Origin of the sequence: Streptomyces sp. NPDC023838 (assembly GCF_040639555.1) — a bacterium.
In the GTDB taxonomy this organism is placed as follows: domain Bacteria; phylum Actinomycetota; class Actinomycetes; order Streptomycetales; family Streptomycetaceae; genus Streptomyces.
Genome location: NZ_JBFAAD010000022.1, coordinates 39,719 through 54,698 on the forward strand (window position 1 = coordinate 39,719; position 14,980 = coordinate 54,698).

Here is a 14,980-nt window from a genome sequence, read left to right on the forward strand (position 1 = left end):
GCCGGGAAGAGGACGGTCAGAGACGCTCGACGACGGTGGCGATGCCCATGCCGCCGCCCACGCAGAGCGTGGCCAGGCCGTAGCGCTGGTCGCGGCGCTCCAGCTCGTCGATGAGCGTGCCGAGGATCATCGCGCCGGTGGCGCCCAGCGGGTGGCCCATCGCGATGGCGCCGCCATTGACGTTGATCTTGTCGAGCGAGAGGCCCATGTCCCGGGCGAAGCGCAGCACCACTCCGGCGAACGCCTCGTTGATCTCGACGAGGTCGATGTCGTCGATGGTGAGCCCGGCCTTGGCGAGCGCCTTGCGGGTGGCGGGGGCGGGGCCGGTGAGCATGATGGTCGGCTCGGAGCCGGAGACGGCCGCCGAGACGATGCGGGCGCGCGGGGTGAGGCCGTAGCGCTCGCCGACCTCGCGCGAGCCGATGGCGACCAGGGCGGCGCCGTCGACGATGCCGGAGGAGTTGCCCGCGTGGTGGACGTGGTCGATCTTCTCCACCCAGTGGTACTTCTGGAGGGCCACGGCGTCGAAGCCGCCCATGTCCCCGATGGCCGCGAAGGACGGCTTCAGGGACGCGAGCGAGTCGGCCGTGGTGCCCGGGCGCATGTGCTCGTCGTGGTCGAGGACGACCAGGCCGTTGCGGTCCTTGACGGGGACGACGGACCGGGCGAAGCGGCCGTCCTTCCACGCCTCGGCGGCCCGCTCCTGCGAGAGCGCCGCGTACTCGTCGACGTCACGCCGCGAGAACCCCTCGACCGTGGCGATGAGGTCGGCGCCGATGCCCTGCGGGGCGAAGTTGGTGTCGAAGTTGGTCATCGGGTCGGCGAACCAGGCGCCGCCGTCCGAGGCCATCGGCACCCGCGACATCGACTCGACGCCGCCCGCGAGCACCAGGTCCTCCCAGCCCGAACGGACCTTGGCGGCCGCCAGGTTGACGGCTTCCAGGCCCGAGGCACAGAAGCGGTTCTCCTGGACTCCGGCGACCGTGTCCGGCAGCCCGGCGGCGATCGCCGCGATCCGGGCGATGTCGGAGCCCTGGTCGCCGACCGGGCCCACCACGCCGAGGACGATGTCGTCGATCGCCGCCGGGTCGAGGTCCGGGAAGCGGCCGCGGATCTCGTGGATCAGTCCGACGACGAGGTCGATCGGCTTGGTGCCGTGCAGGGAGCCATTGGCCTTGCCCCGGCCGCGCGGGGTGCGGATCGCGTCGTACACATACGCTTCGGTGCTCACTGAAAAGCCTTTCAAGGAGGGTTAGCCGAGCAGGGAACGACCGATGATCTCCTTCATGATCTCGGTGGTCCCGCCGTAGATGGTCTGGATGCGTCCGTCCGTGAAAGCCCTGGCGACGCGGTACTCGCTCATATAGCCGTAGCCGCCGTGCAGTTGCAGACAGCGGTCGGCGGCGCGCTTCTGGAGCTCGGTGGCCCACCACTTGGCCATCGAGGCGTGTACGGCGTCGAGCTCCCCGTTCGAGTGATCCACGATGCAGCGGTCGAGGAACGCGCGGGTGACGGCGCACTCGGTGGCCAGCTCGGCGATCTCGAAGCGGATGTGCTGCTTGGTGGCCAGCGGCCGCCCGAACGCCTCGCGCTCCTTCACGTACTGCGTGGTGATCTCCAGCAGGTGTTCGGCGGCGGCGATCCCGGCGACGGCGATGGCCATCCGCTCCTGCGCCAGGTTCGTCATCAGATGGATGAAGGCGCCGTTGAGCTCACCGAGCAGATTCTCCTTGGGAACGCGTACGTCGTGGAAGAACAGCTCGGCCGTGTCCTGGGACTTCTGGCCGATCTTGTCGAGGTTGCGGCCGCGCTCGAAGCCGTCCATGCCGCGCTCGACGACGAGCAGCGAGAGCCCGTGGGCGCCGCCCTCGGGCGTGGTCCTCGCGACGACGATCACCAGGTCCGCGAGGATGCCGTTGGAGATGAACGTCTTGGAGCCGTTGAGCAGCCAGTGGTCGCCCTTGTCCTCGGCGTGCGTGGCGATGCCCTGGAGGTCGGATCCGGCGCCGGGCTCGGTCATGGCGATCGCCGTGATCAGGGAGCCGTCGCAGAAGCCCGGCAGCCAGCGCCGCTTCTGCTCCTCGGTGGCGAGCCCGGTCAGATACGGCCCGATGATGTCGTTGTGCAGCCCGAGCGCGAGGCCCGCGGCGCCGGCCCGGGTGAACTCCTCGGCGAGCACCGCGCTGTAGCGGAAGTCGGCGTTGCCGCCGCCCCCGTGCTCCTCGTCGACGGCGAGCCCGAGCAGCCCCTGGCGCCCGGCGGCGAGCCACGCCTCGCGCGAGACGATGCCGTCCTTCTCCCACTGCTCGTAGTGCGGCAGCACCTCCTTGGCGAGGAACGTGCGCACGGTCTCGCGGAATGCGTCGTGCTCGGCGGTGAAGATCTGCCGCTTCAACGGTGGTTCTCCTCTGTGGGCTCGGCGTGCTCGGCGACGGCGTTCGCGGCTGCGGTGTTCTCGGCGGTGGTGTTCCCGGCCGCGGTGTTCCCGGCCGCGGTGTTCCCAGCTGCGGCGTTCTGGGCCGCGGCCAGCTCCGGTACGCCCCAGTCGCGGGCGACCTCGGCCGTGTCGGCGCCGGGCAGGGCGGGCGGGCGGCGGACGGAGCCGGGGGTGGCCGAGAAGCGGGGCGCGGGCGCCGGCTGGGTGAGGCCGCCGTGCTCGACGAAGGTGGCGCGGGCGGCCAGATGGGGGTGGGCGGGTGCCTCGCGCAGCGACAGCACGGGCGCCACGCACGCGTCCGACCCCTCGAACACGGCCGTCCACTCCTCGCGCGTACGGGTGCGGAACCGCTCGGTGATGGCGGTGCGCAGCTCGTCCCAGCGGGCCATGTCCTTACGGGCCGGGGCGACCGCGTCGAGTCCCATCAGGCGGATGAACTCGTCGTAGAACCGCTGCTCGAGGGAGCCGACGGCCATGTACTCACCGTCGGAGGTCTGGTAGGTGCCGTAGAACGGGCAGCCGCCGTCGAGCAGGTTGGCGCCGCGCCGGTCCTGCCAGCCGCCGGCCGCCAGCATGCCGTGGATCATGGTGGTGAGGTGGGCGGCGCCGTCCACGATCGCGGCGTCCACCACCTGCCCCTCCCCCGTCGTCCGGGCGTGCTGGAGGGCGGCGAGGACACCGACGACGAGGTAGAGCGAGCCGCCCGCGTAGTCGCCCACGAGGTTGGCGGGGACGGTCGGGCCCTCGTCCGGCCTGCCGATCATGCCGAGGGTTCCGGTGACCGCGATGTACGCGATGTCGTGTCCGGCGCGGGCGGCGAGCGGGCCGTCCTGGCCCCAGCCGGTCATCCGCCCGTAGACCAGCTTCGGGTTGCGGGCCAGACACTCCCCGGGCCCGACGCCGAGGCGCTCGGCGACGCCGGGCCGGTAGCCCTCAACGAGGATGTCGGCCCGTTCGACCAGGTCGAGGACGCGCGGGGGGCCGTCCTCCGCCTTCAGGTCGATCAGTACGGAGCGCTTGTTGCGGTTGGTCAGGTCGTACGCGGGGTCGACGGCCAGGCCCGGGCCGCCGGGACGGTCGATCCTGACCACGTCGGCGCCGAGGTCGGCCAGGAGCATCGCGGCGAACGGGCCGGGCCCGATCCCCGCCAGCTCGACCACGCGCACCCCGGTGAGCGGGCCGTTCCCTGAACCTGTCATCGAGCCCCCAGCACTGTGACACAACTGATGTAACATCAGTGATGCTAAGAACACGTTCCACTTCGCACAAGCCCCTTGCGCGAGCAAGCGCTTGGTTTTTACCGAGCGGTACGACCAGTGTTCCACCGGCCCGGCCGAGCCGCCTCAGCCCACGGCAGGGCCCAGGGCAAACGCCCGCACCTTCTCCCATTTCGCCGGCGCGGCCTTCGGCGGTGCTCCCCTTCCGTCCTCCTTGATCGCCCACGGCGCGACTTCTCACGCTAGCCTCGGCCACCGACAACGGCGCGGGAGCGCGGCCGGGGCGGGCAGATGCGGAGGAAATCCCCTTGGAACGGTCGGAACGGTCGCAACGGGCAGAGCGGTCGGCGGAGCAGCGGACGGAGCGGGCGGCGAGGCCGTACGACATCGTGCTGTTCGGGGCGACGGGCTTCGTGGGCACCCTCACGGCGGAGTATCTGGCCGCGCACGCGCCCGAGGGGTGCCGCTGGGCGCTGGCCGGTCGGTCGGCCGCCAAACTGGAGCGGCTGCGCGAGAAGCTGGCCGCGATCGACCCGGCGTGCGCCTCGCTCCCCCTGATCACCGCGGACTCGGCCGACGCCGAGTCGCTCCGCGCGCTCGCCGAGTCGGCGCGAGTGGTGGCTACCACGGTCGGCCCGTACGTCTGGTACGGCGAGGGTCTGGTCGCGGCGTGCGCCGAGGCGGGGACCGACTACCTCGATCTGACCGGCGAGCCGGAGTTCGTGGACACGATGTACGTACGCCACGACGCGCGGGCCCGGGAGACCGGCGCGCGCCTGGTGCACGCCTGCGGGTTCGACTCGGTGCCGTGCGACCTGGGTGTGTACTACACGGTCCAGCAGCTCCCCGAGGGCGTACCGCTGCGCGTGGACGGCTTCGTACGCTCCAACGCGATGTTCTCCGGCGGCACCCTGGCCTCGGCGCTCACCGTGATGGGGCGCGGCCCGCAGCAGCTGCGGGCGGCCCGGGAGCGGCGGCTGCACGAGCCCCGGCTCGTCGGGCGCCGGGCCCGTGCCCCGCTGGGCACACCGCACTTCAGCCGCGAGACCGGGGCCTGGGCGCTGCCCCTGCCGGTCCTCGACCCGCTGGTGGTGGCCCGCTCGGCCTCGGCCATCGCCCGCTACGGGCCCGACTTCCGCTACCGCCACTTCGCGGCCGCACGACGGCTGCCACTGGCGCTGGGCGCGGTGGCGGGGGCGGGGGCGGCGCTCGGCGTGGCCCAAGTGCCCGCCGCGCGGCGCTGGCTGATCAACCGTTACGAGCCGGGCACCGGCCCCGACCAGGAGCGCCGCGACCGCAGCTGGTTCTCCCTGCGGTTCGTCGGAGAAGGCGGTGGGCGGCGGGTGTTCACCGAGGTGTCCGGCGGTGACCCCGGGTATGACGAGACGGCCAAGATCCTCGCGGAGGGTGCGCTGAGCCTGGCGTTCGACGAACTGCCTCAGGTGGCTGGGCAGTTGACGACCGTCACGGCGATGGGCGATGCCCTTCTGGACCGGATCCAGAAGGCGGGCATCCGTTTTCGGGTGGCGGACGCGCGCTGAGCGCAGCGCTTGGGGGCGCGATCGTCCGCCTGCGGGCCGTATGCGGCTGGTCGCGCCCTTCCCCGCCCCCCTTACGGGGCACGATGCAGCACCGTACGCAGGGCCTCCCGGCACAGCGCGTCCGCCCTACGGGTCGACTCCGGGAGGCGGTAGCGCGGGGTCAGACGCAGGACGTGGGCGCAGGCGTTGTCCAGGCTCACCCGGTGGCCCACAGAGACGAACACCGGCTTGACGGCGTCCTGGGTGCGCAACGCCCGGCCGACCTCCTCGTCCTGCCCGGCCACCAGCGCCGAGGCCTCGCCGCGCCGGGTGCCCGGCTGGTCGTACGCGAAGGTGAACGGGTTCTTGGCGACGCCGATCACCGGGAGCCCGGTGAGGACGCCGAGGTGGGAGGCGAGGCCGAAGCGGCGCGGGTGGGCGAGCCCGTACCCGTCGCAGACCACCAGGCCCGGGTCCGCGCTCAGCGCGCCGAGAGCCGCCAGGACCGTGGGGATCTCCCGGAAGGCGAGCAGCCCGGGCACATACGGGAAGGCGACCCGGCCGACGGCGGTGGACTCCTCGACGACCTCCAGGGTGGCCGCGTCCAGGACCACGGCGGCCGCCGCCACGACGTCCCGCTCGTCGTCGTACGCGACGTCCACGCCCGTGACCAGGCCGGTGCCGGGCGGCGGGCCGGGCTCGTCGAGCACGACCCGGCCCCGCAGTTCGTCCTGCACGGCCAGCGCCCCGGCCTCGTCGGCGGGCCAGCCCTCGGGGATCCCTGTGAGCGTCACCATGCCCTCACCCTAGAGGGGGCCGGAGTAGCCTGACGATCATGTTCATACTCGACCTGACCTACACCGCTCCTCTCGACCGCGTCGACGAGCTGCTCCCCGAGCACGTCGTCTGGCTGAACGGGCACTACGAAGCGGGGGTGTTCATCGCCTCCGGCCGCAAGGAGCCCCGCGAGGGCGGGGTCATCCTGGCCGTCGGGGACGACCGCGCAGAGATCGAGAAGATCACGGCGACCGACCCCTTCAGCGTCAACGGCGTCTGCGCGTACCGGATCACCGAGTTCTTCGCGACCAAGGTCGTCCCCGAACTTGCCCCCTTCCGGCAGGAGTTGCCCGCGACCTAGGGCCTGTCGTCAAATTCCCGTCTGTCCTGCGACGCCCTTCGGGCGACGACGGGAATTTGACGACAGGCCCTAGCGGGCCAGCCGGGCCACCCTGCCCTTCTCGCCCGCCGCCCAGCAGCCGAGGTCGGGGGCGCAGTCCACGGTGTCGTACGAGCCGGTGTCGACCGTCCGCCAGGTGCGGCCGCCGTCGGTAGTCGCGTCGGTGCCGGTCGGCCCCACCGCGAGCGCGGCCGTGCGGCTGTGCGGCAGCCAGGCGACGCCGGAGCGGTAGGCCGCGACCGGCGCCGCCGCCGGGAGCCAGCTGCGGCCGCCGTTCGCGGTGACCTCGGACGCCCGGGGCGAGACCTGCCCGGCCCGGTAGTCGCCGCCGACCGCGATCCCGTGCGTACGGTCGCGGAAGGCGAGCCCGAAGACGCCGCGCGCCGGGTCGCCGGCCGGGATCGTCGACGCGGTGGCCGTCCAGGTCAGGCCGCGGTCGGCGGAGTGCAGGACGCGCGCGGTGGCGGCGCCGCCGGTGGCCAGCCACACGTCGTGCGGCCCGGAGCTCACCAGGCACTGCCCGCTCGCCGCGAAGGAGGCCTCTCCGGGTTGCGCGTCGGGCATCCCGGTGTTCGGCAGCACATTCCAGGAGCGGCCGCCGTCGGCGGTGGACAGGATGCGGTACCTGCCGTCGACCGGGTCGCTCACCGCCAGGCCGTGGCGGTGGTCGAAGAAGGTGAGGCAGTCGTAGAACGCCTTGGGGTCGGAGTTGCGGAACGACTCCTTCCAGGTGGCTCCGCCGTCCTCGGTCCGGTAGACCCGGGACTGCTCGCCCTCCCCGATGGCGAGCACCACGGCCCGCCGCCCGTCGAAGGCCTCCACGTCCCGGAACTCCAGCCCGCCCGCGCCCGGAGGCGAGACATCGCGCCAGGTGTGCCCGGAGTCGGTGGTCCGCAGCACCGTCCCCTTCGTGCCGGCCACCCACGCGGTGGTCCGGCTGACCGCCGCGAGCCCCCTGAACCGGGCGTCCGTACCAGTCTGCGTCAGCTGCCACTTCGGCGCGGGCCCGCCGTCGCCGTGGCCGTGCGCCTGGGCCGGTGCGGTCAGCGCGGCCGCCAGCGCCACCCCGCCCAGCCCCACCGACAGCATGCGTCTCGTCTTCCCCATGGGCTTCATGGCGCTGGAAGCTAGCCGACCCCGGGAGAGGCGTCCAGAGGGCGAAATTCGACCGTATCGACATCAATCCGGAGCCCGTTAAGCACCGTGTAAGACCGAGCGGTGACGCACCGGTAAGTGACGCACACGTAGCGATCAGGTGACACAGCTCACCCTGCGTTCTTGTGCACGCAACCGTGTTTTCTGCCGTCTTCGTGAGCAGCAGGAAGAGAAGTACCCGGTCGTGAGGTTAGGGGAACAGGGCGTTGTCCACTGTCATCGAGCAAGCCGTCGAGGCCCGCCTGATCGCGTCCGACCCCCGGGTGCAGACCGTCCCCGCGACGCTGACCTACGATCGCGAGGACCCGTTCGCCGTACGGATGGTCTTCCCCGCGCCCGCCACCCTCGAAGGGGTGGAGGTCTGCTGGGCGTTCGCGCGCGAACTGCTTGAGGCGGGGGTGGACACGTCGGCGGGCATGGGCGACGTGCGGGTCCGGCCGTACGGGTTCGACCGTACGGTCGTGGAGTTCCACGCGCCGGAGGGCACTGCGATGGTGCACATCCGCACCTCCGAGCTGCGCCGGTTCCTCAAGCGCACCCAGCTGATGGTGCCCCCCGGCCACGAGCACCACTACCTCGACCTCGACGAGGACCTCACCGCGCTGCTGCGCGACGCGTGCTGATCGCGCTCGCCCCCGCACCTGTCACCGCGTACCGGTAAATCGTTTGCACGCGGCCGGCGCCGCGTCGTAGGTTCGTCCTGGCCCTGTTGTCGTCGATAGGAGTAGGACGTTGCTCGTCTGAGGCACCTGAGACACCGTTTCGCGCACTCCCTTCCGTGTCGCGCGCGCGGTGTGACCTGCCTCCGAGCCGTCCTCCACGACCAGGGCCTCTTCTCTTTTCTCCTGCTGCCCTGACACCGGTGTCTCAGTTCCCGTTGCCCCTGCCCTTCCCCGCAACCGGGAGACCCGTATGTCTACTTACTCCGCGTCCTCGACGCACATCAGCTGCTCCGACCTCTCCTTCGCCTGGCCCGACGGCACCTCGGTGTTCGACGGATTCCACCTGGCCGTCGGGCCCGGACGCACCGGGCTGATCGGGCTCAACGGCTCGGGAAAGTCAACGCTGTTGCGCCTGCTCGCCGGTGAACTCACCCCGTCCGGCGGCCGGATCGCCACGGCGGGCGAGATCGGCTATCTGCCGCAGAACCTGACCCTGGCCACCGGCATGCGGGTCGACGAGGCCCTCGGCATCGACCGGGTGCGGGCCGCGCTGCACGCCATCGAGGCGGGCGACGCCCGCGAGGAGCACTTCACGGCGGTCGGCGACGACTGGGACGTGGAGGAGCGGGCCCGGGCCGCGCTCGGTCAGCTCGGCCTCGACGCCGTCGGTCTCGACCGGACCATCGGGGAGCTCTCCGGCGGCGAGTCGGTGCTGCTGCGGCTGGCCGCGCTGCTGCTGGCCCGCCCCGATGTCCTGCTGCTCGACGAGCCGACCAACAACCTGGATCTGCACGCCCGTCGGCGCCTCTACGACGCGGTCACGGCCTGGCCCGGCGTGATGGTCGTGGTCAGCCACGACCGTGAACTCCTCGACCTGGTCGACCAGATCGCGGATCTGCGCGACGGCGAGGTCTCCTGGTACGGGGGCAACTTCTCGGCGTACGAGGAAGCGCTGGCCGTGGAGCAGGAGGCGGCCGAGCGGATGGTGCGGACCGCCGAGGCCGATGTCCAGCGGCAGAAGCGTGAACTCGCCGACGCTCACGTCAAGTTGGCCCGGCGGCAGCGGTTCGCCCAGAAGAGCTATGAGAACAAGCGGGTGCCGAAGATCGTCGCCAATGGCCGCAGGAGCGAGGCGCAGGTGTCGGCGGGCAAGCACCGCATCCTCCACACCGAGCGACTCGCCCAGGCCCGGGACCGGCTCAACGAGGCCGTCGACGCGGTGCGGGACGACGACGAGATCCGCGTCGAGCTCCCGCACACCAAGGTCCACCCGGGCCAGACCGTACTGACCCTGCGTGACCTCCGACTCCCCTACGCGGAGCGGGCGTTGGGCAATCTGGAGATCCACGGGCCGGAGCGGATCGCGCTCGTCGGCCGCAATGGGGCCGGCAAGACGACCCTGCTGCGGGCGCTGGCCGGGCAGCTCGCACCGGCGGAGGGCGAGGCGGTGGCGCACGTGCCGCTGCGGTTCCTGCCGCAGCGCCTCGACGTCCTCGACGACGAGCTGAGCGTGGTGGAGAACGTGGCGCTGTACGCGCCCGGCGCCACCGGCAACGCGATCCGGGCGCGGCTCGCCCGCTTCCTGTTCAAGGGGAGCCGGGCCGACCGCCCGGCCGGGACCCTCTCGGGCGGCGAGCGCTTCCGCGCCTCGCTGGCGGCGCTGCTGCTCGCGGAGCCCGCGCCGCGGCTGCTGATGCTGGACGAGCCGACGAACAACCTGGACATGGCGAGCGTGCGGCGGCTGACCGACGCGCTGGCCGCGTTCGAGGGGGCGCTGATCGTGGCCAGCCACGACGTGCCGTTCCTGGAGTCGATCGGGGTCACCCGCTGGCTGCTGCTCGACGGTGAGCTGCGCGACACCACGGCCGAGGAGGTGCGGCAGGACAGCCGGTGAGGATGTCTGACTTGTCGCTTCGTGACCCGCTATGACTTGGACTAATAACGGAGGGTAGTCGATCAGGAGGAGGACGGGGCTTGGCTCGGGGCTTACTGCGCGCTTAACCTACGGTCTCGTAACCTACGTAGGCGTAGGTACCCGTCCCCCTTCCCCGTCCCCCTGGAGCACCCTCGTGACGATCACCTCTCCCCACCTCGGCAGTTCGGACGTGTGGACCGACGCCCGGCTGCTGTACGCGTTGGAAGAGGTCGTCGAGAAGGAGCTCAACCGCCACCTGAAGGTGGCCAAGGACTGGATGCCGCACGACTACGTGCCGTGGTCGGACGCGCGCAACTTCCCCGGCCTCTTCGAGGACGGCGAGGCGTGGGAGCCGCAGCAGTCCAAGGTCACGGACATAGGCAAGATCGCGCTCGTGGTGAACCTCCTCACCGAGGACAACCTGCCGAGCTACCACCACGAGATCGCGAGCCTCTTCGGGCGCGACGGCGCCTGGGGCACCTGGGTGCACCGCTGGACCGCCGAGGAGGGCCGTCACGGCATCGTGATGCGCGACTACCTGCTCGCCTCGCGCGCCGTGGACCCGGACCAGCTGGAGCGGTTCCGTATGGCGCACATGGCGGAGGGCTTCGAGTCCGACAACCGCCACTCGATGCTGCACTCGGTGGCGTACGTGGCCTTCCAGGAGCTCGCCACCCGCATCTCCCACCGCAACACCGGCCACCAGTCGGGCGACCCGGTCTGCGACCGCATGCTGGCGCGGATCGCGACCGACGAGAACCTGCACATGGTCTTCTACCGCAACCTGCTCGGCGCGGCCTTCGAGCTCGCCCCCGACCTGACCATGCAGGCGGTACGCGACGTGGTCGTCGGCTTCCGGATGCCCGGCCACGGCATGCCCGGCTTCGAGCGGGCCGCCGCGCAGATGGCGATCGGCGAGATCTACAACCTGCGCATCCACCACGACGACGTGCTCCAGCCCGTGCTGCGCTACCTCCGGGTCCTGGAGATCGACGGGCTCGGCCCGGAGGGCCTCAAGGCCCAGGAGGAGCTCGGCCTGTACATGGGCGGGCTGGACTCCGAGGCGAGCAAGTTCGACGAGAAGCTCGCCGCCCGCAAGGCCCGGATGGTGGCCCGCGGCAAGGCCTGACGGCTCCGGGGGCGGGTCGGGAGCCCGGGTCGGGGCATGGCCTGACGGCCGGGGCCCGGCCCGGGGCGCACGGCCCCGCGGGCCCGGCGTTCACCGTACGGCGCGTCCACGGCCCTTGGGCCGCCACCCGCCGGACTCTCCGAACCCACCGGGCCCCCTGCCCCGCGTCCAGCCCGCCCAGCATGGCCCGCCGGGGCCGGACGTGCCGGAGTGCGGACGCGCGGCCCGCCCCCGAAACGGGCACGCGCGTCCGCCGGCGGAACCCGGCCGTTCCTGAGGCAGCCGGGTTCGTGGTTCGGTCGGTCAGCCCCGGCCGCGTCGGAGCGCGCGGCTGCGCTGGAGCTGGAGTCTCTCCTGCTCGGAGAGGCCGCCCCAGACGCCGAACCGCTCGTCGTTCGCGAGCGCGTACTCCAGGCAGGCCTGGCGCCCCTCACAGCTGCCGCAGAGCTGCTTGGCCTCCCGCGTCGAGCTCCCGGGCGCGGGGAAGAAGAACTCGGGCCCCGCCTGGGCGCACAACGCGGTCTCCTGCCAGGCGAGTTCCTGCCCGGCGGTGGTGGTGTTGATCGACATGACATCCATGCTGGCCATGCCGGATCAACGTCCGGTCAATGATCGTTGAACGCCCCCCGCCGCTTGCGTCAACCGGTCTCCTCGCGCGGCGCGGTCTTTGGCTGGTTACGGCTGCCGGGGCGCCGAAAAGCCCGGTCCGGGGCGGGGATCCGCCACCGGAGACCCGTGCCGGGACCGGTTCCGGCCGCCTTCGCCGTTGCCCTGAGCTACCAGAACACCCGGCCGTAGTGTGGAGCCCTTCGTCGATCACGACCCGTAGGGAGCCGATATGACCGAGGCCACCACGGTGCGCACCCCGACCGGCGCGCAGGCCGTGCAGCGCGCCCTGGAGGTGCTGCACTCCTTCCACGACAACGGCCCCGACCTCAGCGCGTCCGATCTCTCCCGGCGCCTGGGGTTACCCGTCTCCACCGCGCACCGGCTGGCCCGCACGCTCGTCGGGGCGGGCTTCCTGGAGCAGGACGTACGGACCGCGCGCTACCGGCTCGGCCCCGCCATGACCGAGCTCGGCCGCCTCTCGTACCACCAGCGCGGGCTGCACCTGGCCGCCCCGGAGCTGGCCGACCTGGCCACGCGGACCGGCGCCGCCGCCGATCTCGCGCTGCGCAGCGGCCCGTACGCGGTGATCGTCGCGGGCGGCCCGGTGCCCCCGATGGCGGGGCTGCGCCGGCCGCTGCGCTCGACCGCGCCGGGCCGGGTGCTGCTCGCCTGGCCCCGGCCGGACGAACCGACGGCTCTGGACGAGGAGTTGGCGGACGTACGGGCCAAAGGCTTCGCGCGCGAGGACAGCGAGACGGCCTCCACGGGCGCGTACGGCGCCGCGTACGGGACGCGCACCCTCGCCGTGCCGGTCCTCGACCGCACCGGCCACGCCCGCTTCGCCCTCTCGCTGCGGGCCGCGCCCGCGGTGATGACGGACGAGCGCGGCGCCTGGTTCCTGGCACAGGCGCGCGCGTGCGCCCAGGCCCTTGAGGTACTGCTGCTGCCCCCGACCGAACGCCGCCCGCCCGCTTCGTGACGCCCCGTCGGACAGGCCCTAGGGCGCCTCCTTCTTCGCGCGGCTCGGCTGTACCCGCTTCGGCTCCCCCGGCATCTTGGGGTAGTCCGGCGGGTACGGCATGTCGCCCAGCTCGTGGTCGTGCTCGTCGCGGGCGGCCAGTTCGAGGAGCGGCTCCAGGCCGAAGGCGTGGTCCTGCATGTCCGCGTGGACGTCGCCCAGCTCGGCGTACCGCGTGGGCATGGTCTTGAGGTCGAAGTCCTCGGGGTGGACGTCGTCGAGCTCGTCCCAGCGCAGGGGCGCGGAGACCGTGGCGCGCGGCTTGGGGCGGACCGAGTAGGCGGAGGCGATGGTGCGGTCGCGGGCCGTCTGGTTGTAGTCGACGAAGATCCGCTCGCCGCGCTCCTCCTTCCACCACGCGGTGGTGACCTTCCCCGCCATGCGCCGCTCCAGCTCGCGCCCGATGGCGATGGCGCAGCGGCGCACCTCGGTGAAGGTCCAGCGGGGCTCGATCGGGACGAAGACGTGGATGCCCCGGCCGCCGGATGTCTTGGGCCAGCCCCGGATGCCCGACTCGTCGAGCAGGGCGCGCAGTTCGTGGGCGACCGGGACCGCGTCGTCGAAGCCGGTGCCGGGCTGGGGGTCCAGGTCGATGCGGAGTTCGTCGGGGTGGTCGGTGGCCTCCCGCCGGACCGGCCAGGGGTGGAAGGTGAGGCACCCCAGGTTGGCGGCCCACAGGACGGCGGCGGGCTCGGTGGGGCAGATCTCGTCGGCGTGGCGGCCGCTGGGGAAGGAGATACGGGCGGTCGGGATCCAGTCGGGCAGGTTCTTGGGGGCCCGCTTCTGGAAGAAGGACTCGCCGTCGACGCCGTCGGGGTAGCGCTCCAGAGTGGTCGGGCGGTCGCGCAGGGCGCGGGTGATCCCGTCGGCGACGGCCAGGTAGTACGTGGCCACGTCCAGCTTGGTGTAGCCGCGCTCCGGGAAGTACACCTTGTTCGGGTTGGAGAGCCGGACGGCCCGTCCGGCCACGTCCAGCTCGACGGCCTCGCCCTTGCTCGTGCCCATGCGGCCACGGTAGGCGTGAGCCGCAAATGGCGCATATCGGCACAGTCCGACGAGAATCAATGGCATGGATCTGCCGGTGATGCCGCCCATGAAGCCGATGCTCGCCAAGTCGGTCGCCAGGATTCCGCCCGGAATGCAGTACGAGGCGAAGTGGGACGGCTTCCGTGCGATCGTGCACCGCGACGGCGACGAGATCGTCATCGGCAGCCGCAACGGCAAGCCGCTGACCCGCTACTTCCCCGAGCTCGCTCAGGCCCTCAAGGAGCGGCTGCCACGGCGCTGCGTGGTGGACGGCGAGATCGTCATCGTCCACGGGGACCGCCTCGACTTCGACCGGCTCACCGAGCGCATCCACCCGGCCGCCTCCCGGGTGAACATGCTGGCCGAGCAGACCCCGGCCAGCTTCATCGTCTTCGATCTGCTGGCGCTCGACGACGCCTCGCTGCTGGAGACCCCGCTGAGCGAACGCCGCGCGGCCCTGGCCGGAGCCCTGGAGGGGGTCACGGCGCCGGTCCACCTGGCCCCCGCCACCACGGACGTCGAAGAGGCTCAGGAGTGGTTCGAGCGGTACGAGGGCGCCGGTCTCGACGGGGTGGTGGCCAAGCCGCTCGACCTGCGCTACCGCCCGGACGCCCGGCTGATGTACAAGATCAAGCACGAGCGCACGGCCGACGTGGTGGTGGCGGGCTACCGCTTCCACAAGAGCGGCCCGGTCGTCGGATCGCTGCTGCTCGGCCTGTACGACGGCTCCGGCGGCCTTCAGCACGTCGGCGTCTGCGCGGCCTTCCCGATGAAACGGCGGGCCGAGCTCGTCGAGGAGCTGGCGCCGCTCCTGATGGAGAACCCGGTGGGCGGCGGGCACCCCTGGGCCGCCTGGCTGGACGAGGCCGCCCACGAGAGCGCCCGGCTGCCGGGCGCACAGAGCCGCTGGACCGGCAAGAAGGACCTGTCGTGGGTGGCGCTGCGGCCGGAGCGGGTGTGCGAGGTGGCCTACGACCACATGGAGGGCGACCGCTTCCGGCACACCGCCCAGTTCCGCCGCTGGCGCCCGGACCGGTCCCCCGACAGCTGTACGTACACCCAGCTGGAGGAACCGGTCCGCTACGACCTGGCACAGGTGCTGTCGGGCGGGTGAC

At 72.1% G+C, this 14,980-nt stretch carries 14 protein-coding genes; 7 read left to right on the forward strand and 7 right to left on the reverse strand.

The genetic code is table 11. The features are described 5' to 3' along the window. Positions 1-16: 16 nt before the first annotated feature. From AB0G17_RS24660 to AB0G17_RS24670, 3 genes are read right to left on the reverse strand one after another with little or no spacing between them, the layout of a single operon-like run. Positions 17-1,231: an acetyl-CoA C-acetyltransferase gene (locus tag AB0G17_RS24660; protein ID WP_361386714.1), complete on the reverse strand. Its 1,215-nt coding sequence runs from the start codon at positions 1,229-1,231 to the stop codon at positions 17-19. Between the two features lie 21 nt (positions 1,232-1,252). Next, positions 1,253-2,395 (reverse strand): acyl-CoA dehydrogenase family protein, encoded by a 1,143-nt coding sequence (locus AB0G17_RS24665; protein ID WP_361386717.1) that lies wholly within the window; start codon positions 2,393-2,395, stop codon positions 1,253-1,255. Continuing rightward, positions 2,392-3,636 carry a CaiB/BaiF CoA-transferase family protein gene (locus AB0G17_RS24670; protein WP_361386720.1) on the reverse strand — a complete coding sequence of 415 codons (1,245 nt, stop codon included), beginning with the start codon at positions 3,634-3,636 and terminating at the stop codon, positions 2,392-2,394. Before AB0G17_RS24670 ends, AB0G17_RS24665 begins: the two co-directional genes overlap by 4 nt. Positions 3,637-4,040: 404 nt before the next feature. On the opposite strand from AB0G17_RS24670, the gene AB0G17_RS24675 reads away from it, so the two are divergent. After that, positions 4,041-5,195 (forward strand): saccharopine dehydrogenase NADP-binding domain-containing protein, encoded by a 1,155-nt coding sequence (locus AB0G17_RS24675; protein ID WP_361386908.1) that lies wholly within the window; start codon positions 4,041-4,043, stop codon positions 5,193-5,195. 71 nt (positions 5,196-5,266) lie between these two features. Here AB0G17_RS24675 and AB0G17_RS24680 read toward each other — a convergent pair whose 3' ends face one another. After that, entirely contained in the window at positions 5,267-5,971 is a 705-nt protein-coding gene (locus AB0G17_RS24680) for an endonuclease V (RefSeq protein ID WP_361386723.1), read from the reverse strand. Positions 5,972-6,009: 38 nt separating this feature from the next. Here AB0G17_RS24680 and AB0G17_RS24685 point away from each other — a divergent pair, with 38 nt between their 5' ends. Next, entirely contained in the window at positions 6,010-6,312 is a 303-nt protein-coding gene (locus AB0G17_RS24685) for a YciI family protein (RefSeq protein ID WP_361386726.1), read from the forward strand. Positions 6,313-6,381: 69 nt separating this feature from the next. Here AB0G17_RS24685 and AB0G17_RS24690 read toward each other — a convergent pair whose 3' ends face one another. Continuing rightward, complete coding sequence (locus AB0G17_RS24690) at positions 6,382-7,467, reverse strand: oxidoreductase (protein WP_361386729.1); 1,086 nt, start codon at positions 7,465-7,467, stop codon at positions 6,382-6,384. A gap of 245 nt (positions 7,468-7,712) precedes the next feature. Here AB0G17_RS24690 and AB0G17_RS24695 point away from each other — a divergent pair, with 245 nt between their 5' ends. The 3 genes from AB0G17_RS24695 (at position 7,713) to AB0G17_RS24705 (ending at position 11,212) form a co-directional block, all read left to right on the forward strand. Further along, positions 7,713-8,129 (forward strand): SsgA family sporulation/cell division regulator, encoded by a 417-nt coding sequence (locus AB0G17_RS24695; RefSeq protein WP_361386732.1) that lies wholly within the window; start codon positions 7,713-7,715, stop codon positions 8,127-8,129. A gap of 289 nt (positions 8,130-8,418) precedes the next feature. Further along, positions 8,419-10,062 carry an ABC-F family ATP-binding cassette domain-containing protein gene (locus AB0G17_RS24700; protein ID WP_361386735.1) on the forward strand — a complete coding sequence of 548 codons (1,644 nt, stop codon included), beginning with the start codon at positions 8,419-8,421 and terminating at the stop codon, positions 10,060-10,062. A gap of 175 nt (positions 10,063-10,237) precedes the next feature. Beyond that, complete coding sequence (locus AB0G17_RS24705; protein ID WP_361386738.1) at positions 10,238-11,212, forward strand: acyl-ACP desaturase; 975 nt, start codon at positions 10,238-10,240, stop codon at positions 11,210-11,212. 303 nt (positions 11,213-11,515) lie between these two features. Here the strand turns inward: AB0G17_RS24705 and AB0G17_RS24710 are convergent, their stop codons facing one another. Further along, entirely contained in the window at positions 11,516-11,782 is a 267-nt protein-coding gene (locus tag AB0G17_RS24710) for a WhiB family transcriptional regulator (protein WP_361386911.1), read from the reverse strand. 268 nt (positions 11,783-12,050) lie between these two features. Here AB0G17_RS24710 and AB0G17_RS24715 point away from each other — a divergent pair, with 268 nt between their 5' ends. Continuing rightward, positions 12,051-12,800, forward strand: a complete 750-nt coding sequence (locus AB0G17_RS24715) for an IclR family transcriptional regulator (protein WP_361386741.1) — start codon at positions 12,051-12,053, stop codon at positions 12,798-12,800. Between the two features lie 18 nt (positions 12,801-12,818). Here AB0G17_RS24715 and ligD read toward each other — a convergent pair whose 3' ends face one another. Next, positions 12,819-13,844, reverse strand: coding sequence for a non-homologous end-joining DNA ligase (gene ligD, locus AB0G17_RS24720; protein ID WP_361386744.1), 1,026 nt, complete (start codon positions 13,842-13,844; stop codon positions 12,819-12,821). 64 nt (positions 13,845-13,908) lie between these two features. On the opposite strand from ligD, the gene AB0G17_RS24725 reads away from it, so the two are divergent. After that, positions 13,909-14,979 carry an ATP-dependent DNA ligase gene (locus tag AB0G17_RS24725; RefSeq protein ID WP_361386747.1) on the forward strand — a complete coding sequence of 357 codons (1,071 nt, stop codon included), beginning with the start codon at positions 13,909-13,911 and terminating at the stop codon, positions 14,977-14,979. Position 14,980 lies beyond the last annotated feature (1 nt).